At 60.6% G+C, this 19,730-nt stretch carries 14 protein-coding genes; 3 read left to right on the top strand and 11 right to left on the bottom strand.

From position 1 onward, the window contains the following. Nucleotides 1-17 precede the first annotated feature (17 nt). A complete protein-coding gene (locus tag BBF94_RS15130; RefSeq protein WP_065259797.1) occupies nucleotides 18-1,187 on the bottom strand; it encodes a DUF1624 domain-containing protein in 1,170 nt (389 codons plus the stop codon). 105 nt (nucleotides 1,188-1,292) lie between these two features. Continuing rightward, nucleotides 1,293-4,322, bottom strand: a complete 3,030-nt coding sequence (gene ydiJ, locus BBF94_RS15125) for a D-2-hydroxyglutarate dehydrogenase YdiJ (RefSeq protein WP_065259796.1) — start codon at nucleotides 4,320-4,322, stop codon at nucleotides 1,293-1,295. Nucleotides 4,323-4,481: 159 nt separating this feature from the next. Here ydiJ and BBF94_RS15120 point away from each other — a divergent pair, with 159 nt between their 5' ends. Beyond that, nucleotides 4,482-5,366, top strand: a complete 885-nt coding sequence (locus tag BBF94_RS15120; RefSeq protein ID WP_065259795.1) for a LysR substrate-binding domain-containing protein — start codon at nucleotides 4,482-4,484, stop codon at nucleotides 5,364-5,366. A 185-nt stretch (nucleotides 5,367-5,551) separates the two neighbouring features. Here the strand turns inward: BBF94_RS15120 and BBF94_RS15115 are convergent, their stop codons facing one another. The 6 genes from BBF94_RS15115 to BBF94_RS15090 form a co-directional block, all read right to left on the bottom strand. Then, complete coding sequence (locus BBF94_RS15115; RefSeq protein ID WP_065259794.1) at nucleotides 5,552-6,157, bottom strand: DUF6338 family protein; 606 nt, start codon at nucleotides 6,155-6,157, stop codon at nucleotides 5,552-5,554. A 123-nt stretch (nucleotides 6,158-6,280) separates the two neighbouring features. Then, on the bottom strand, nucleotides 6,281-7,894 hold the full coding sequence (locus BBF94_RS15110) for a GMC family oxidoreductase (RefSeq protein ID WP_065259793.1): 1,614 nt from the start codon (nucleotides 7,892-7,894) through the stop codon (nucleotides 6,281-6,283). A 174-nt stretch (nucleotides 7,895-8,068) separates the two neighbouring features. Further along, nucleotides 8,069-9,286 carry a mandelate racemase/muconate lactonizing enzyme family protein gene (locus BBF94_RS15105; RefSeq protein ID WP_065259792.1) on the bottom strand — a complete coding sequence of 406 codons (1,218 nt, stop codon included), beginning with the start codon at nucleotides 9,284-9,286 and terminating at the stop codon, nucleotides 8,069-8,071. A 1-nt stretch (nucleotide 9,287) separates the two neighbouring features. Then, nucleotides 9,288-10,607, bottom strand: coding sequence for an MFS transporter (locus BBF94_RS15100; RefSeq protein ID WP_065259791.1), 1,320 nt, complete (start codon nucleotides 10,605-10,607; stop codon nucleotides 9,288-9,290). Nucleotides 10,608-10,682: 75 nt separating this feature from the next. Beyond that, a complete protein-coding gene (aldA, locus tag BBF94_RS15095) occupies nucleotides 10,683-12,107 on the bottom strand; it encodes an aldehyde dehydrogenase (protein WP_065259874.1) in 1,425 nt (474 codons plus the stop codon). A 107-nt stretch (nucleotides 12,108-12,214) separates the two neighbouring features. Continuing rightward, nucleotides 12,215-13,147, bottom strand: coding sequence for a LysR substrate-binding domain-containing protein (locus BBF94_RS15090; RefSeq protein ID WP_065259790.1), 933 nt, complete (start codon nucleotides 13,145-13,147; stop codon nucleotides 12,215-12,217). 185 nt (nucleotides 13,148-13,332) lie between these two features. Between BBF94_RS15090 and BBF94_RS15085 the strand changes: the two genes are divergently transcribed. Together BBF94_RS15085 and BBF94_RS15080 are read left to right on the top strand one after the other, a co-directional pair. Continuing rightward, nucleotides 13,333-14,511 carry a hypothetical protein gene (locus BBF94_RS15085; RefSeq protein WP_065259789.1) on the top strand — a complete coding sequence of 393 codons (1,179 nt, stop codon included), beginning with the start codon at nucleotides 13,333-13,335 and terminating at the stop codon, nucleotides 14,509-14,511. Between the two features lie 188 nt (nucleotides 14,512-14,699). Beyond that, a complete protein-coding gene (locus BBF94_RS15080) occupies nucleotides 14,700-15,575 on the top strand; it encodes a LysR substrate-binding domain-containing protein (RefSeq protein ID WP_065259788.1) in 876 nt (291 codons plus the stop codon). Between the two features lie 224 nt (nucleotides 15,576-15,799). Here BBF94_RS15080 and BBF94_RS15075 read toward each other — a convergent pair whose 3' ends face one another. The 3 genes from BBF94_RS15075 to BBF94_RS15065 form a co-directional block, all read right to left on the bottom strand. After that, the gene (locus tag BBF94_RS15075; protein ID WP_065259787.1) at nucleotides 15,800-17,164 is read right to left on the bottom strand and encodes an MFS transporter; all 1,365 of its coding nucleotides are present in this window, start codon (nucleotides 17,162-17,164) and stop codon (nucleotides 15,800-15,802) included. Nucleotides 17,165-17,261: 97 nt separating this feature from the next. After that, the gene (locus BBF94_RS15070) at nucleotides 17,262-18,695 is read right to left on the bottom strand and encodes an NAD-dependent succinate-semialdehyde dehydrogenase (protein ID WP_065259786.1); all 1,434 of its coding nucleotides are present in this window, start codon (nucleotides 18,693-18,695) and stop codon (nucleotides 17,262-17,264) included. After that, nucleotides 18,692-19,726 carry an aldo/keto reductase gene (locus BBF94_RS15065; RefSeq protein ID WP_065259785.1) on the bottom strand — a complete coding sequence of 345 codons (1,035 nt, stop codon included), beginning with the start codon at nucleotides 19,724-19,726 and terminating at the stop codon, nucleotides 18,692-18,694. The genes BBF94_RS15070 and BBF94_RS15065 overlap by 4 nt, the downstream gene beginning before the upstream one ends. Between the last annotated feature and the right edge of the window lie 4 nt (nucleotides 19,727-19,730).

The raw sequence follows: 19,730 nt of genomic DNA, 5'->3' as shown, positions 1-19,730 counted from the left end.
AAACCCGGACTCATTCGTTACAGATACTTCAACCAGGCCATGTCCCGTCGCCGAGCCTTGAGTGCGGAGAACCAGTGCACCGCCGGGAACAGCGCAATCGCCAGCACCATCGCCGCTAGCCACACAGCCGCCACCGACGAGAAGCCGAAATAACTGCCCTGATTTAGCCCGAACAACCCCACGCCGATCAGGTAGAGCAGCTTCAGCGCATACAGGTGCAGCAGATAGAAAAACATCGGCGCCGAACCGAACACCGTCAGCCAGCGAATCCAGCGTCGCTCCTGTGCACGCTCGAACACCAGCAACAGCAGCAGACCGATGCTCACCGTCAGCGTGATGAACAACAGCGACGGCGGGTATTTGGTGATGTTGAAAAAGCTCATCAGGGTTTGCAGGCTGCTGTCATTGATCGACCACGGTTTTTCGCCGTAGCCGTTGATCAACCGCAGCGCCACAAAACCGAGCAGCCCGGAGATGCCTACGATCAGCAAACGCCGCTGACGCACACCCGCATCGGCCATTCGGGCAAACCATGGCCCCAACGCGTAACCCACACCGATCACACCGATCCACGGCAGCAACGGGTACGACGTACGCAAGCGCAAGCTCTCGCTGACTTCGATCCAGCCCCGGTCATGCAGGATCGCCCAAGGCACATGCAGCGCCGATTCCGTTCCGAAATGCACACCATCGAGCAGGTTGTGCCCGGCGATGATCGTCAGGCTCACCGTCAACAACAGCCAGCGCGGCAACCAGACCAGCAGCGACAGCGCAATCATGCTCAGGCCGATGGCCCAGATCACTTGCAGATAGATCACGGTGGGCGGCCACTGGAACGTCCAGGCGAAATTCACCAGGGTGAATTCGAGCACCACCAGGAACAGACCACGCTTGAACAGGAAAGCACTGACGTCAGCCTTGCCGTCATGTTTTTCCCCGAACAGCCACGCCGACAATCCGGTCAGCAATACGAACACCGGCGCGCACAGATGCGCCAGAGTCCGGCTGAAAAACAGCGCCGGCTCCGTGCTGGCGATGTCCATCGGATCAGACACCTGACGATGCAGCAGAAAGGTTTCGCGCACGTGGTCCAGCAACATGAACAGAATGACCAGGCCGCGCAGCGCATCAATGGACAGTAGCCGGCCAGTCGCCGGCGGGACGTTTCGGTGAACAGCAAGGGTCATGAAGGGTTCGCAATCGAATGAAGAGTTCGACCGGGCCGCAGGTAAACAGCCCGGCAATTTGCGTTACCTTATAACATGAAATTCCACTTCAGCTGCTAACGGTTCTCAAGCAGAACGCAGTCGTTCCAACAGCACCTGCAACGGATGACGCACCGTCCGGTCGGCCTGGCGCTTGACCTGGCTGCGGCACGAATAGCCGGTCGCCAGTGCTTCGCCCTTCTCTACCGACGCCTCGATCTGCTTCGCCCAGGACTGCTCGTAAATCACCGCCGAGGTTTCGCGATTGCGGGCTTCGTGGCCGTAGGTGCCGGACATTCCGCAGCAACCGGTGGTCTGGGTCGTCAGTTTCAGACCGACGCGCTCGAACACTTGCTCCCATTGCCGGGTCGCGGCGGGCGCGTTGGTCTTCTCGGTGCAGTGCGCGAGCAGGCGGAAGCTTTCGCCCTCTCGCGAGTCCGTCCGTTGCGGCATGACCTTCAGCAACCACTCCTGCACCAGCGCCACTTCAGGGCAATCCACCATGCCAGGCACCTTGAGGTATTCCTGGCGATAAACCAGCGTCATCGCCGGATCGAGCCCTACCAGCGGCACGCCCGCCTGTGCCAGTTCGCGAAGTTGACCGGCATTGCGCAACGCCGCGCGATTGAACGCCGACAGGAAGCCCTGCACATGCAGCGGTTTGCCGTTGGCGCTGAACGGCGCCAGATAGACCTGATAACCCAGTCGCGAAATCAGCTCGATCAGATCCGCCAGCATGGGTGCTTCGAAATACCGGGTGAACGCGTCCTGCACCAGCACCACGCTGCGCTCGCGTTGCGCCTGAGTCAGCGCCGAAAGCACTTCGACCGACGCCGGCTGAACCTGCCAGCGGCGCATGGCCGTGTGGAAATCGAAACGGCTGAGCAGTGGCACATCGACCATGCCGCCGAGACGCTCAAGCAAGCGACGGCTGAAAGAGGTCCCCATCAAACCGTTGTAGAGAAACGGGATCCGCGCCATGTACGGGATCGTGTACTCCAGCGAGGCGATCAGATAATCCCGCGCCGGCCGCAGGTAGCGGGTGTGATACAGCTCGAGGAATCGCGAACGGAAGTCCGGCACGTTGACCTTCACCGGGCACTGCCCCGCGCAGGACTTGCAGGCCAGGCACCCGGCCATGGCGTCGTACACCTCGTGGGAGAAGTCTTGTTCCTGCGCACGGCTGTTGCGCCAGCGCTGCAGCAACGTGCTGAAAAACGGCGGACGGCGACTGGCATCGGACAACACATCGACACCCGCTTCGCCCTGCAATCGCAGCCATTCGCGAATCAGCGAAGCCCGGCCTTTTGGCGACTGCGAACGCTGGCGAGTGGCTTTCCACGACGGGCACATTGCATCGTCGGGATCGAAGTTGTAGCAGGCGCCGTTGCCGTTGCAGTGCATGGCCGCGCCGTAGTCCTGCCAGACTTTCTCGTCGATCTGCCGATCGAGTTCGCCGCGCAGGGTCACTTCGTCGATCTTCAGCAGCGCGGCGCCGGGGATGTCAGGCGTGGCGATCTTGCCGGGGTTGAACTGGTTGAAGGGATCGAATGCCGCCTTCAAGGCTTGCAGTGCCGGGTACAACGCGCCGAAGAAGGCTGGGGCATATTCCGAGCGCAGGCCCTTGCCATGCTCGCCCCACAGCAGGCCGCCATAACGCTGGGTCAGTGCGGCGACGCCATCGGACACCGGTCGCACCAGCGCGGCTTGTTGCGGATCCTTCATGTCGAGAATCGGCCGTACATGCAGCACGCCGGCATCGACGTGGCCGAACATGCCGTATTGCAGATTGTGGCTGTCGAGCAGCTCGCGAAGTTCAGCGATGTACTCGGCCAGGTGTTGCGGCGGCACGGCGGTGTCTTCGACAAACGGCTGTGGCCGCGCCTCACCGGCAACGTTCCCGAGCAACCCCACTGCGCGTTTGCGCATGCCATAAACGCGGTTCACCGCCGCATGACCGACAGCAAGCGTGTGGCCCAGTCGCTCGACTGTCGCATCGTTGCCCAAATGCTGAACGAAAGCCTCGACCCGGCCTTGCAGCTCCTCGGGATCGTCGCCGCAGAACTCCACCAGGTTGATCCCCAGCGTCGGCCTCTCGGCGCTTTCCGGGAAATACTCGGCAACGCCGTGCCAGACGATGTCCTGCATCGCCAGCAACAGCACTTTGGAGTCCACGGTCTCGATCGACAGCGGCTTGAGCGCCATCAATGCGCGGGCGTCACGCAGGGCATCCATGAAGCCGCTGTAGCGGATGTTCACCAGCATCGTGTGCCTGGGGATCGGCAGCACATTGAGCTTGGCCTCGACCACAAACCCCAGCGAACCTTCAGCGCCGCACAGCACGCTGTTGAGGTTGAAACGGTTGTCGGCCTCACGCAGGTGCGCCAGGTCGTAGCCGGTCAGGCAGCGGTTGAGGTCGGGGAAGGTTTCCCGGATCAACTCGCCCTGCTCATCGATGATCTGCCGCGCACAGCGGTACACCTCGCCGGCCCGGCCCTCGCGGGCGCATTCCGCTGCCAGTTCACTTTCTTCCAGTGGACGACCGTGCAAGCGCTCGCCACCGCGCAAAATCATGTGCAGCTCCAGCACATGGTCGCGGGTCTTGCCGTAGGTGCAACTGCCCTGGCCGCTGGCATCGGTGTTGATCATGCCGCCAACGGTGGCGCGGTTCGACGTCGACAGTTCCGGGGCGAAAAACAGCCCGGCGGATTTCAGGGCGGCGTTGAGTTGATCCTTCACCACACCGGCCTGCACCCGCACCCAACGCTGCTCAACGTTGATTTCGAGGATACGGTTCATATGTCGTGACAGATCCACGACGATGCCGTCAGTCAGCGACTGGCCATTGGTACCAGTGCCACCGCCGCGAGGTGTAATCACCACTGTCCGGTAAGCCGGCTCGGCAATCAGACGCGCCAGCAGCGCCACGTCGTCGGCGTCGCGCGGGAATACCGCCGCTTGCGGCAAACGCTGATAAATGGAGTTGTCAGTGGCCAGCACCACGCGGCTGGCATAGTCGGCGCTGATTTCGCCGCGAAAGCCATTGGTTTCAAGGGCTTTGAGAAACTGTTGGTAATCGGTGTTCAACGCGGTGGAAGGCGACAGCTGGGCAATCATCGGGCGTGCAATCTCGGTCAAAAACGGGCCGTGTGGCGGTGAACAGTTGTGCGCAACGAATGATTGCGTCACGCTCCCGCCATCTCATAGACCTTATGTTCATTGCAGAGCGATGCCGGGACAACCGTAAAATCGACCCGCAATCCATGACTAAAACGAATGAATCCACGAACCCTCACTCCCTCGATGTCGTTGCTGCTGGCGTTTGAAGCCGCCGCACGCCATGAAAGCTACACCCGCGCCGCCCACGAACTGTCGCTGACCCAGAGTGCGGTCAGCCGTCAGGTGCAGATTCTGGAAAAGATGCTCGGCATGCGCCTGTTCAGCCGTGAAGGCCGGCGGGTGATCCTGACCGACGTCGGACGCCTGTACCAGCGCGAACTGTCCGAAGCCCTCGGCCAGATCCGCAGCGCCACCCTGCAGGCCATGGCGTTCGGCTCGGGCATTCACAGCCTGCGACTGGCGACACTGCCGACCTTCGGTTCGAAATGGCTGCTGCCGCGTTTGAAAGACTTCTACACCGCGCACCCGGGCATGACCGTGCACCTGCATTCACGCATCGAAGCCATCGACTTCGACACCAGTGAAATCGACGCGGCGATTTGTGTTGGCGGCGGTGACTGGCCGGGGCTGACCGCCCATCGCCTGCACACCGAAGAACTGGTGGTGATTGCCAGTTCGCAGCTGTCCGACACCGAACGTCGCGCGGCCGACCAGGATATCGCCGGGCAACTGCTGCTCAACGTCAGCAGCAATGCCCAGGCGTGGAGTGAATGGTTCAGCCATCACGCCCTGCCTCATCGCAGCATGCGTATGGGCCCGAGTTTTGAAATGACCTCGCACCTGATCCAGGCCGTGCGCGCCAATATCGGCATCGGGCTGGTGCCGAGAATTCTGGTGGAGGATGAATTGCACAACGGTGAGCTGCTGCAACTGGGGGAGCCGATCAGCAGTCGGCGCAGCTATTACCTGGTGTACCCGGCGCGCAATGAATCGTTGGCATCGTTGAAGGCCTTTCGGGATTGGTTGGTGCAGACGCTCTGAGTGGTTATACCGATGTTCGGGTGAGCGCAAAGCCGGGGGCGGTTGATCGCCCCCTTGCATTGACTAACGCTTCAGCGGTGGAGGTGCCTTTGGTCCCTTGATCAGTGGTTTTTCCAACTGTTTCCCATCTGGCCCGTAGAACAGGCGCGCGATGTGCGGCGGCATTGGCTGTGGCGCTCTGGCGGTCATGATGAACCCTCTGAAATCGGATTGAATTCAACCCATTTAACCTTCGCGGAATCTATCAATAAAAATTCAGCACCAAAAGGTACGTCGGTTCCATCGCTGTTGAGCCAACACGGAGATTGCAACAGAAACTGCCCATTCGAAGATTCGGGCGGCCACTCCACCGGCCAGCCTAGAACGCGCCTTTCATCATCCAGATGCAGGGTGATGACGCGATCATATTTCGCAAATGCGCTGAACCACTGGCTAGGGTAGGAAGATTGTTTCGTTACGTTTCTGCTACGCAACCAACCATGTAACTTGCCAGTGACGGACAGGCAACAGGCCAGCAACCCAAACACCAGCGAAGCAAAAAACGCCCAGGCTGTTTCAGCCTTGGAATCCCACGTTCCTACAGAAAAACCCTCCCTCCCCACCCACAAGCAGACCTCACCAACACCCAGAACGGCCCCGTGAATCACAAACGTAAAAATCAACGCCTGCACAATCTGACCGAACGTATCCGGCCGCTTGAACGCCGTCAGGGTGTAGAAAATCCAGGTCGAGACAAACCCCGGGATCAGATACTGCAACAGAGGAATCACCTCTTTCACCAGATCATCCATGATCGGTCGCTCCTTGCATCAAAAAAACATTCCTTCAGAAACAGCAATGCCGGCCCGAAAAGGGCCGGCATTCAAAGGCTAGCGCAGGCTGGAGAACCGTCTGCGATCAAGTGTCACCGCGCATTACGCATCCTGCAGAATCAGATCCGCGCCCTTCTCCGCCACCATCAGCACCGCCGCATGGGTGTTGCCCGACGTGACGTTGGGGAAGATCGACGCATCGACGATCCGCAACCCGTCCAGACCATGCACCTTGAGTCGTTTGTCGACTACCGAAGTCTGCTCATCCGCCCCCATCGCGCAGGAGCCACACAGGTGATAGATCGAACCGCAGTTGTCGCGAAAGTACTGCAGCATTTGCTCGTCGGTTTCCACCGCTGGTCCGGGCAACACTTCATCGACCGTAATGCCCTTGAGTGCCGGAGCGCCCATGATTTTGCGCATCAGACGACTGCCCTGAATCACCTCGTCGATGTCCTTTTGCGTGCTCAGGTAGTTCGGGTCGATCAACGCTGCATCGCGGGGATTTTTCGAGGCAATCGTGATGTGCCCACGACTGGTGGGGCGGCACGGGTTGAAGCACAACAGAAAGCCTGAATAGGGCTCGGGCTTGAGGCTGGCCTTGTTGTTTTTCGGAATCTGGTACGACAGCGGGTTGAAATACAGCTGCAGGTTCGGATGGCTCTGCTGCGTGTCGCCCCGGAAAAAACCGCCCGCCTGATTGACACTCATCGCCAGTGCGCCCTTGCGGGTCAGCAGGTATTTCACGCCGAGCTTGAACTGGCCGAACAGCGAGCCGAGTTCATCGTTCAGGGTCGGGATATTGGCCTTGTAGTAGTAGCTGACGCACAGGTGATCCTGCAGGTTCTGCCCCACCGCCGGCAGGTGTCTGACCACCGGAATCTGATGCCTGGCCAGTAGAGCACGATCCGCCACGCCGGACAGCTGCAGAATCTTCGGCGTATCGACGGCGCCCGCACACAGGATCACTTCCTTGCGCGCCGTGAAGGTGCGCACCACGCCATGCTGGGTGATGGAAATACCGGTGGCGCGCTGCCGGCTTTCATCGAACAGTACCCGATCAACCAGCGCGTAATGCTCGACCGTCAGGTTCGGTCGGCTCAATGCCGGGTGCAAATGGGCGAAGCTGCTGGAGCTGCGCTGACCGTTGCGGGTGTTGACGTCATAGATGCCCGCACCTTCGAATTTCGGCCCGTTGAAATCGTCGCTGCGTGGGTAGCCGAGTTCGTCGCAGCCCTTGAGGAACACGTCACAGATCGGGTGAGTCTGGCCGGCCATCGGGGTGATGCTGATCGGGCCGCTGCCGCCGTGGTATTCGCTGTCGCCCAGCGGATGGTTTTCCAGTTTGCGGAAGTACGGCAGCACATCCTTGAAGCCCCAGCCATCGTTGCCGTTGGCCGCCCAGTCGTTGAAATCATGAGCCTGACCACGCACGTAGATCATCGCGTTGATCGAGCCCGAACCACCCTGGACCTTGCCGCGCGGGGCGTAGATTTCACGATTGCCCAATTGCTTCTGCGGCTGGCTGTAATACATCCAGTTGAAGGTCGGGTTGTAATACATTTTGGCGAAGCCGACCGGGATCTTGAACCAGAGGGAACTGTCCTTGCCGCCCGCTTCCAGCAGCAGCACCGTGTATTGGCCCGAGGCCGAGAGCCGATTGGCCAGCACGCAGCCAGCGGCGCCTGCGCCAGCGATGATGTAGTCGTATGTCATGCACGGTTACCGCGTAAGTCGTTGTACAAAGAATGCCTGTCAGCCAGGCACTATCCTTGTGGGAGCGAGCTTGCTCGCGATTGCGGTGCCGCATTCAACATTGATGCTGACTGAACTGACGCTATCGCGAGCAAGCTCGCTCCCACAGGTCTTGCGGTTGGGTTAGAAACCTCGTCAGCCCCTGGCCGGCGATGTGTCTTTCACGTCAGCCGGAGTCGGTGCCATCTGCAGGTGCAGACGTTCGCCGGTATAGGGCGAATGCCTGCGCACCACGTCCATGTTCAACTCCACACCCAGACCCGGCTCGGTGGACGGGATGATGTAGCCGTCCTCCCACTGCAACGGCTTTTTCAGGACCTCGGCGTGGAAGCCGCCCCAGGTCTCGATGCTTTCCTGAATCAGAAAGTTCGGCGTGCAGGCCGCGAGCTGGAAACTCGCTGCCGCACCAATCGGCCCGTTGTATAGATGCGGGGCGATTTGTGCGTAATAGGCTTCGGCCATGCTGGCGATCTTCTTGCCTTCGAGCAGGCCGCCGCAACGCGCCACGTTCATCTGCAGAATCGACGCACCGCCAGCCTGCAACAGCTTGAAGAATTCGTACTTGGTGGTCAGGCGCTCGCCGGTGGCAATCGGAATGCTGGTCTTGGCCGCGACTTGCGCCATGGCGTCTTCCTGGCCCGGCGGCACCGGTTCTTCGAACCACAGCGGATCGTATTTCTCCAGACGTTTGGCCAGGCGAATCGCCGAGGACGGCACCATTTGCCCGTGAGTGCCGAACAGCAGATCGCACCGATTGCCCACCGCTTCGCGAATCTTGCGGCAGAAGGTTTCGCAGCGTTCCAGCACTTGCAGCGAGATCTGGTGACCGGAGTACGCGGTGTACGGGCCGGCGGGGTCGAACTTCACGGCGGTGAAGCCCTTGTTCATGTTGTCGACGGCGCATTCGGCGGCCAGGTCCGGGTCGTCGTAGTCGTACTCGCCACGGCTGTTGACCGGGTACAGGTAGGTGTAGGAACGCAGGCGTTCGTGAACCTTGCCGCCGAGCAGTTCGTAGACCGGCTTGTTCGCGGCCTTGCCGATGATGTCCCAACAGGCCATTTCCAGGCCGCTGACCACCCCCATCATGGTCAGGTCGGGACGCTGGGTGAAACCGCTCGAATAGGCCTGACGGAAGAAGCGTTCGATGTGGTGCGGGTCCTGATTCAGCAGGTAGCGCTCGAACACATCTTCGATGATCGGCAGCATGGCGTTCGGGCCGAAGGTGGCAGCGTAGATCTCACCGACACCTTCAATGCCGCAGTCGGTCTTGAGCTTGACGAACAGCCAGTACATGCCGCCGATGTGCGGTGGCGGTACGGCGACAATATGGGTTTCAAGGGCGACGACTTTCATCTCAGGCACCTGTCTTTTTCGAAGCGTTGCGATTGATCCGGGCACGCAGGGTCACGGCAGCCAGAGTGCCGATCAGACCGATAGCGGCGATGTAGCCGAAATACAGCTTGTAGCCGAGGGCGCCGGGGAAATGTTCAGTGAGGTAGCCATTGATCAACGGGATAAACGCATCCGGCATGTAACCGACCACGGAGACGATGCCGATGGCCAGTCCGGTGATGCGCAGCGGAATGTTGCAGCTGTCGAGGATCGCCCAGTACAGACCGCGAATCGCGTAGGTCATCAGTCCGATGAAAATCACGGTCGCGATCAGCAGCCCCATGCTGTTGAGTGCCGGGAACACGATCAGACCGACGATTGCCAGACTCGCCAGCAACAGCGCGACGATCAGCACCGAGATGTTCGAAAACCTGTCGCCCAGCCAACCGCCACCGATGCCGCCAATGGGGCGCATCCACAGTTTGATGGTGGTGATGGTGCCGGCCATGACGGCGGTCAGGCCGCTGCCTTGCAGGTAATCCGAGAAACTGTAGGTAGCCCAAAAGATGTGATAACCGCAGAACACGATCGCGGTGACCAGCCACAGTTCGGGGATTCTCACCAACGTCGCCAGGTCAGCGAGCAGGTTGAACTTGCCCTTCTCCACCGCCGGTGTGTCCTCCATCGACTTCGGGTCCTTGATCAGCACCAGCACGCAGCCGATGGCGATACAGGTGAAGGCGTAGAGGTAAACCACGTGCCTGAAGCCTTCGGCAGTCGACTCGCCACGGGTTTCGGTGGCGAAGGCGAACAACGCCAGGGCAACGGTTGCCAGCAGCGCTTCGACCAGCCCGCGACCGCCATCGAGGATGCCGAAGAACCGGCCCTGCTCGCTGTGATGGGCAATCATCTTCACCCGCTTGAGCACCGAGGCCCAGAACGTCAGGCCGGTAGTCAGCCCCCAGCAACCGAAGATGATCATCAGCCCGGCCATCGACGGCGCGGTCGAATACCACAGCCCCAGCGCGCCGGTCGCCACCAGCGAGAAAAAGATCAGAAAACGCGGCGCGATACGGTCGGCCAACCAGCCGCTCGGCAGATAACTGAGCAGGAAAATCGTGCCGAGCATCGAGTACAGATAACCCAGCTCGCTGTGGCTGATCTGGAACACCTCGAGCATGGTCGTTTGATAGACCTGGCGCAGGTACAGAATCGGGTAGATCGCACCGGCGGCGAGCACCAGCAACATCAATTGGAAATAGCGACTTCCCTTGTCGCTGCGGCTTTTCGAAGCCGAACTGGAACCCTGAACAGCGGCAGCAGAGGATGCATGCTTGGACATTGAAATGACCTCGGGCGACCCGTGCTCCGGGCGCCCCTGATAATTGTTTTTATAGGTGTAGCGTGAGGTGGTGGATCAGTACTTCATGACCACGAGTCGGGTCTGGGTGAATTCGAGCATGCCGTGCTTGCCGTCATCGCCGCCCAGGCCCGAGCGTTTCCATCCGGCGTGGTAGCCCTGGTATGGATCGGCCGGGGTGCGGTTGACGTACAACTCACCGGCCTCGATGGCGTTGGCGACTTTCTGCGCGGTTCGGTAATTCTCGGTGTACAGCACCGACGACAGGCCGAACTGATGGTCGTTGGCCATGGCCAGCGCTTCGTCGATGTCGCGGTACTTGAGCACCGGCAGCACCGGGCCGAATATTTCTTCCTGGACGATTTCCATCCCTTGGCGGCAACCGCTGAGCAGCGTTGGCGGGTAGAAATGCCCCGGGCCTTCCGGCAGCACGCCGCCACTTTCGAGGACGGCGCCGTCGGCGATCGCACGCTCGACCATGGCGTGGATGTTCTTCTGCGAACTGGCGTTGACCAGCGGGCCCATCAGGCTCGCGTCTGTGGCGCGGTCGCCGAATTTCACGGCGGCGATTTTCGCTTTGAGCAGCGCAAGGAAACGGTCGTGAACGCTTTCCTGCACGTAGACCCGCTCCACCGCCGTGCACAGCTGGCCGCTGTGGGTGGTCTTGGAGGCAATGATTGCGCTCGCGGCGGCTTCGAGATCAGCGTCGGCCTCAATGATTGCCGGAGTCTTGCCGCCCAGCTCCAGCGACGGCTTGGCGATGTTGGCCTTGCAGTAATCGAGGACGATGCGCCCGGCGTTGACGCTGCCGGTCAGCGTGATCAGACCCACGGTTTTATGGGTGCAGACGGCTGCGGCGGTGGCGTGATCCATGGTCAGGATGTTGATTACGCCGGCCGGCATGCCTGATTGCTCCACGGCTTTGGCGATTTCGAATGCCGAGATCGGGGTGTTGTTGCTCGGGCGCACCACCACGGTATTGCCGGCAATCAGCGCCGGAGCGATTTTGCGCAACAGGGTGTAGACCGGGTAGTTGAACGGAATCAGGCACGCGACGACGCCAATCGGCTCGCGGTGCAGAAACAGGTTTTCGTCGGGGCTGTCGCTGGGAATGATCTCGCCTTCAATACGACGTGCCCATTCGGCGTGGTAACGGGTGATCTGCGCGGCATAACGAGCTTCGTTGCTGGCGTCGTTCAGGCTTTTGCCGGATTCGGCTGCCAGGGCGGCGCCGATGGCGTCGGCGCGATCTTCAAGAGCGACTGCAAACGCTCGCAGGTGTTCGGCACGCTCGATGCTGGTGAGTTTTCCCCAGACTTTCTGCGCCGCTGCGGCGGCATCGACTGCCGCCGTGGCTTCTTCGGCAGTGGCGGCCGACACCTGGCCGATCAACGCTTCGGTGGCCGGGTTGTAGACCGCGATCAGCGCCGCGCTGGCCGGCTCGATGAAGTGGCCGTTAACAAAATTTCGCTCGACTCGCATGTGCATCGCCCATCGTTTGTTTTTATCGATGGCGCCAGTCTTGTCATCGACAGCGGGTTCAACAAACGATTTATCCGGCGATCAAACATTCGAAAAACGCACGTTACTCACAACATCGCCTTCGAAGGCTCAAGCTGGCGCTGCGCCAGCCAGATCTCTTCCTGCAACCACTGACTGAACGCCTGCAATTGCGGCATCTGTGTCTGTTCCGGGCGGGTCACCAGCCAGTACGACTGGTGCCCTTCCACATGCACGTTGTGCACTTGGGTCAACTGCCCGCTGGCCAGTTCCGAGGCGACCATGTGCCAGTCGGCAATGGTGATGCCCAGCCCGTCGACAGCCGCTTGAATCGCCAGATCCAGCAGGTCGAATTCATAACCGCCCTGGGTATCGACACCGGTAATGCGCGCCGCGTCGAGCCAGTGCTTCCAGGTCAGATAACGCTGATCCTCCCGGGCCAGCACGTGCAGCAGGGTCAAACGATTGAGGTCAATGCCCTGATCGCCGCCCTCCCGCGCATAGAGCGTCGGCGCACATACGGCGATGTGCCGTTCCTGAATCAGCAACGAACTGTCGAGCCCGTCCCATTCACCGTTACCGAAGCGGATGGCGCAATCGAGGGTGCTGGTTTCCGCCAGACTGTCCTGCAAACGAGTAGTGATGCTCAGCTCCAGCTCCGGATGCTGCTCGCGCAGGCGCCCCAGGCGTGGCATCAACCAGCGGCTGGTGAAGGTGGGCGGCGCGTTGATGTGCAGGCGATTGGTATGGGTTTTCTGCTGGATGCTGCGCACGGTCAGCTCGATCTTGTCGAACGACTGATGCAACGCCCGCAGCAAGATCTTGCCGGCACCGGTCAGTTCAAGATGGTGATGGCGGCGCTCCAGCAGACTTTCGCCAAGCTGCTCTTCCAACTGCCGCACCTGACGGCTGACCGCGCTCTGGGTGACGTTGAGCAACTCGGCGGCGCGGGTGAAGCTGCCGGTGCTGCCGGCCACTTCGAATGCTTTGAGTGCATTCAGGCCGGGCATTCTGCGTTTCATACAAGGCACTCGAAAACCACTGACAAGGCGCAAAGCATCCCACGACATTGGCGAATTGTCCTACAGGATTTTCCGAGTAACATGCGTTCGACGCAGGTTTCATCATCGTTTTTATCGTTTGTCCTGTATCGGACGGAGGGCAAAACTGCGCGGCATCTCTAATAAAAACAATCGAGAGCCGCTCCATGCCCTTCCCTGCATCTTTGCGCCTGCGCACCACCTCCATCGCTCTGTTCTGCAGCTTTGCCGCCCCGGCCATGGCGGTCCAGGTCACCGACAACCTCGACCTGGGCGGCGCCATCCGTGCCCGCTGGGATGTGGACCCGGATCGCGACATCCAGAAGTTCGGCCTCGACACGGTGTTCCTCAGTGCCAGGTACAACTCCGACTCGTGGATCGGTGAAGCGCAATACCGCTTCTACGGTCGCTCCTACCCCTACCAGTACACCAAGAACTACGGCGACATCCGCTTCGCCAAGTTCGCGTGGGTCGGCTACAAGTTCAACCCTGACCAGCAAGTGCAAGTGGGCCTCAACACCGTGCCGTTCGGCTTGCAGCCGTACTTCGGCAGCACCTTCTACGAAACCCTGGGCAACGTCATCGGCCTGGAGGACGTGCAACAGATCGGCACCAAATACATCCAGCAAAGCGGCGACTGGAACATCCAGGCCGGTTATTACCTGCGCCCGGCCTGGCAAGGCAAAGGCACCAGCAAAGGCGTGACGTATTCGAGCGTGGTGTCCGAGGCCGACAGCTACGTGGCCGACGGCAGCAACAACCAGGAACGCAACACCGTGGTGCTGCGAATCGCCAGGGCAATGGATCTGGGGCCGTGGAAGTCCGAAGTCGGGATCTCCGGCCTGACCTCGACCCTCGAAAACAAGGACACCAATAACGATGGTCGGCGCAACGCCGTGGCCGTGCACTACATGGGCAAGAACGGCCCGTGGGGCGTGCAGTTGCAGGCAGCGCGGCAGCAAATGTCGCCACGCAATCCCGGCAGCGATGAAGTGGTGACCCTCGGTGGCTACGACGGCACTTACAACGTTGCCAGTCGCGGCAATCTGTACGTGGCCGACCTGAGTTACGACGTCGGCGGCAAATACCTGTTCGATCAGATCAGCGGGATCAAGCTGTACGCCAACTACAGCGCATTCGACAAGTCTGCCAGCGGCTTCAAGACGTCCGAGCGGGTGATTCTCGGGACCTCGTTTTCCGTAAGTAAATTGTGGGTGGCCACGGAGTGGCTGTTCGGCAAAAACGACCCGTACATCGGTGGCAGCAGCTACACCCAGAGCCTTGGCGCGGGTGGGCTGGACCAGTGGGAGAATCAGTTGTATGTGAACGTCGGTTACTACTTCTGATCCAGCTTCGTTTTCGCCCTTCAAATTGCTATCGCGAGCAAGCTCTCCCACAGTGGATTTGTGTCTGTGGGAGCGAGCTTGCTCGCGATGGCGTCTGCTCAAACAACACTTGCATCCGCCCATCACCAATAGTCAGATAGGCCCCTCTCAAAACAACAATAAACCGCCCGATCCGGAGTTCCGCCTCCATGCGTCAACTGCCCTCGCTCAACACCCTGCGCGTGTTCGAAGAAGTCGCCCGTCATCGCAGTTTCAGTCAGGCCGCCATCGGGTTGAACGTCACCCAGGGCGCGGTCAGTCGCCAGATCAAACAGCTTGAAGACTACCTCGGCGTGGCGCTGTTTGTGCGCACGCCTCAAGGGCTGTCGCTGACCGAAGCCGGCAGCAATCTCTCCCCGCATCTGGCCGAAGCCTTCGATCACATCGAACGCGCCTTGCAGGCCGTGCGCGTGCCCAATCTGCGCCAGCGTTTGAAAGTGCTGGCACCGCCGACCTGGGCCACCCGCTGGCTGTCGCCACACCTGCGCGCATTCTGTCAGCGCTACCCGGACATCAACCTCAGCGTCACCAACCAGATCGGCCACGACAGCCTATCGGAAGTCGATTGCCACATCCGCTTCGGCCTCGCGGCAGCGCCTCATTGCGCCAGCCGGTTGCTGGTGATGGAAAGACACATCGCGGTGGCCAGCCCGGAACTGTTCAACGGCGATCAGCCACCGGACCTGCGGCAGTTTCCGCTGCTGCACATCCTGCACGACGGCAAGCGTTTGAAGGTCTGGGAGAACTGGCTGGCGGCCATGGGCCGGGATGACATCGATGCCGGGCAAGGGCTGGAATTCAGCACCCTGGATCAGGTGATCCACACCGCGCTGGCCGGCGGTGGCTTGGCGGTGATCGACCGGCAGATGATCGAAAAGGAACTGGCCAACGGCAGCCTGTTGCCGATCACCCCGATTGAGGTGATCGGCCCTTATGGGTATTGGCTGGATGTGGCGAATGACAAGCAAGGGTTGTCGAAGGTGAGGCTTTTTACTGAGTGGCTCGGCATTGTGTCCAACCCCTGAAGAGCCCCTCACCCTAGCCCTCTCCCGGAGGGAGAGGGGACCTACCGAGGTGTTTATTAGACATACATCGACCTGATCCACCGAGCCGAACTCAGGCCTAGAAAACCATGAAAATCTGCTCCCTTTCCCCCTCTCCCCTCTGGGGCGGTCCGACGTTTCGGGAGGGCTGGGGTGAGGGGTGGATCTCAAGCAAATCACAATAGTGGCTGCTCACCGTAATAAAATCACACGGAAGCAGCTACTTTCGCAGCCACAACGCCTCCCCCCTCCACCGGACTCTGCGCCTTGCACGCCTGACTCAACGTCAACGACTTGGTCTCCGGCGCCCATGCCCAGGACAGCAACGCGCCAATCGCCAAAATCGCCGCAAGTATGCCCATGGTCGGACTCAAGCCGATCCCCGCCACGCTCACCGGCAACAGGAACGTACTGACCGCCGAACCCAGACGGCTGACCGCCGTCGCCAGACCGATCCCGCTGGCCCGCACTTCCGTCGGGAAGCTCTCCGCCGGGAACACGCCCACCAGATTGCTCACCGCCGACAACACCAACGTGAACACGCCGAACACCAGCACCATCAGCCACGCCGCACTGCCCGGCAACACCGCCAGCAGAAACAACGCCACCGCCAGAATGATGAACGCGTTGATCAGGAACCCGCGTCGGGTGAATCTGATCGTGCACCAGATGCCGATCAATGCGCCGAGGATCAGCAGCATATTGAGCATCAGCTCGGTGCCGAAACCTTCGGCCAGGCCCATCTTCTGCAGGATCGACGGCAGGAAGGTGTAGATGGCGAAGTACGGCATGACGATGCAGACGAAGAACAGACAGTTGAACGCCGTGCGCTTGCGATATTCGCGACTGAACAGCACCGCGTAACCCGAATGGTTTTCACTGGAGCGGGTTTCATCCAGTTCGACGTTGTCGCCCAGGTGCTTTTTGACGACGGCACGGGCTTCGGCCACCCGGCCCTGATTGACCAGCCAGCGTGGAGATTCCGGGGTGCCGATTCGCGCAATCAGAATCAACGCGGCAGGGATCGCCGACGACGCCAGCATCCAGCGCCAGGCATCATCACCGAGGCTCAGCATGGCAGTGCCGACGAAGGTCGCTGCGACGTAGCCGAAAGTCCAGATCACGCTGAACGAACCCAGCAATACGCCGCGATGTTTCTTCGGCGCGAACTCGGCAAGCATCGCGTGACCGACGCTGAAATCGCCGCCCAGACCGATGCCGATCAGCACCCGGCAGAGGAACAGGCTCATGGCGGTCTCGACGTAGAACTGCATCACCGAAGCGAGCGTGATCAGCACGAAACTGACCAGGAAGATTTTCTGCCGGCCAACCTTGTCCGAGATCCAGCCGAAAAACAGACTGCCGAGAAACAGGCCGATCAACGCCGAAGCGCCGATCAGGCCCTGCCAGAACGCATCGAGCTGCATCTGCGGGCTGAGTAAAGTGAACGCGATGCCGATCAGGCCCAGGATATAGCCGTCGGTAAAGTGTGCGCCGAAGGTCAGGCCGGCGATCTTGAGGTGGAAGCGCCCGATGGGCAGGTCATCGATCTTTACGGATTGAGCGGACATGTTCGTCTCCAATTGTTGTTATTGACGGAGAAACCGATAGCTCTTGCTGTTCAATTGTGGGAGCGAGCTTGCTCGCTCCCACAGGGTTCGGGCAGGCTTACAAACCACCCATCAACAGGTATTTGATCTCCAGATAGTCATCCAGACCGTACTTCGAACCTTCACGTCCAAGGCCCGATTCCTTGATGCCGCCGAACGGCGCCACCTCCGTGGAGATGATCCCTTCGTTGATACCGACCATCCCGGCTTCCAGCCCTTCGGCCATGCGCCAGACGCGGCCGATGTCGCGGCTGTAGAAGTAAGCCGAGAGGCCGAACGGCGTGTTGTTGGCCCGCGCCAACACCTCGGCTTCGTCCTTGAAGCGGAAACACGCCGCCACCGGGCCGAAGGTTTCGTCTTGGGCGATCAGCATGTTGCCGCTGGCTTCGGTGAGGATGGTCGGCTCGTAGAACGTGCCGCCCAGCGCATGTCGACGACCGCCGCACAACAGTGTGGCGCCCTTCTCCAGCGCATCGCTGACGTGGGCTTCGACCTTGGCCAGCGCGGCGGCATTGATCAACGGACCTTGTTCGGTCTCCCCCTCCAACGCACTGCCCACGCGCATCGCCGCCACGGCTTCGGCGAGTTTGCCGGTGAAGGCTTCGTAGACGCCGTCCTGAATGAAGAAGCGGTTGACGCACACACAGGTCTGCCCGGTGTTGCGGAATTTCGAGGCCATCGCGCCTTTGACGGCCGCGTCGATGTCGGCGTCGTCGAAGACAATGAACGGCGCGTTGCCGCCCAGTTCCAGCGAGACTTTTTTCAGGGTTTCGGCAGCCTGACGCATCAGCAGTTTGCCGGTGCGAGTCGAGCCGGTGAACGACAGTTTGCGCACCACACTGGACGCTTGCAGCGCGCCGCCAATGGCCACCGCGTCGCCGGAGACGATGTTGAACACACCCGCCGGAATCCCGGCCTGCTCGGCCAGTACCGCGAGGGCGAATGCCGACAGCGGGGTTTCTTCCGATGGTTTGAGAATCATCGTGCAACCCGCAGCCAGCGCCGGGCCGACCTTGCGGGTGACCATCGCCAGCGGGAAGTTCCACGGGGTGATTGCCGCGACCACGCCGATGGCTTCCCTGGTCACGATGATCCGCGCATCAGCCTTGTGGCTCGGAATCACATCACCGTAGGCACGCTTGGCTTCTTCACCGAACCATTCGAGAAAACTCGCGGCGTACACCACTTCGCCCTTGGCTTCCGCCAATGGTTTGCCCTGCTCGCGGCTGAGCAAGGTCGCCAGTTCCTGCTGGTTGGCGAGCATCAGATCGCTCCAGCGTTTCAGACGCTGGCTGCGTTCCTTGGCAGTGAGTTTGCGCCAGGCCGGCAAGGCACGATTGGCGGCTTCGATGGCGAGGTTGGTTTCCTCGGCACCAGCCTTTTGCACCTCGGCGATCAACTGACCGTTGGCCGGGTTGCGCACCGGATAAGTGGCGCCACCACTGCCCCACTGACCGTCGATAAAGTTGCCGTGACGGATCAATTCACTCATGCCACAGCCCCCTGCAATGTGAAGCGCTCCAGCCCCGGACGTGCCGCACGCAGGATGCGCTTGCCGGCGGTGTAATCGTTGATCACGTCGCACGGGGTGTAGTTGCGTTCCAGTTCATGCAGCTCCTCGGCGTCGAGTCTGGTTTCCAATGCCGCCAGTGCGCTGTCGAACTGCGCCGTGGTGTCGGCGCCGACCAGCATGCAGTCCACGCCCGGGTGATTGACGACCCAGGCCTGGGCGATCTGCGCGTTCGACACGCCACGGGCACGGGCCACGCGCTGTACCGAATGAGCGATTTCGAACGAGGCTTCGTCGCTGTACATCTGCTGGGTAAAGAAGTCGGTCTGGTTGCGGGTCGATTGCACGTCACCGGTCAACAGACCACGGGCCAGCGGGCTGAACACCGACACGCCGATGCCCTGATCGCGGCAGAACGGGATCATCTCGCGCTCTTCCTCGCGGTAAGCGCAGTTCAATTGCAGCTGCATGTTGATCGGCTTGACCCAACCATTGCGCTCGCAGGCCATGAGGATTTTCGCCAGTTGGCCGGTGAGCATGGTCGACACGCCGATGTAGCGTGCCTTGCCGGATCGCACGATGTCGTTCAGTGCGCCCATGGTTTCTTCGACCGGGGTGTTCACGTCGAAGTAATGCAGCATGAACACGTCGACGTAATCCATGTCCAGACGCTTCAGCGAGGCATCGATGCTGTCCATGATGTGCTTGCGCGAATGACCGCTGGCGTTGATCGCATTGCGGGTGCCGTAGCCGACCTTGGTAGTGATCACCAGATCTTCACGACGAGCCAGACGTTTGACGATGCGCCCCACCACTTCTTCGCCGACACCGGCGGAATAGAAATCCGCCAGGTCGATGAAATTCACGCCGTTGTTCAGCGCGTGAGCGACGATCGGCTCGCTTTGCTTTTCATTGAAGATCCATGGTTTCCAGTCCGGGGTGCCCATGTTCATGGTGCCCAGGCACAGGCGGGAGACTTGCAGGCCGGAGTTGCCCAAACGGATGTATTGCATGGCG

This window comes from Pseudomonas bananamidigenes, assembly GCF_001679645.1.
Taxonomy (GTDB): Bacteria; Pseudomonadota; Gammaproteobacteria; order Pseudomonadales; family Pseudomonadaceae; genus Aquipseudomonas; species Aquipseudomonas bananamidigenes.
Note: the sequence above shows the minus strand (reverse complement) of the source record. Positions and strands in the feature narration are given on the sequence as shown.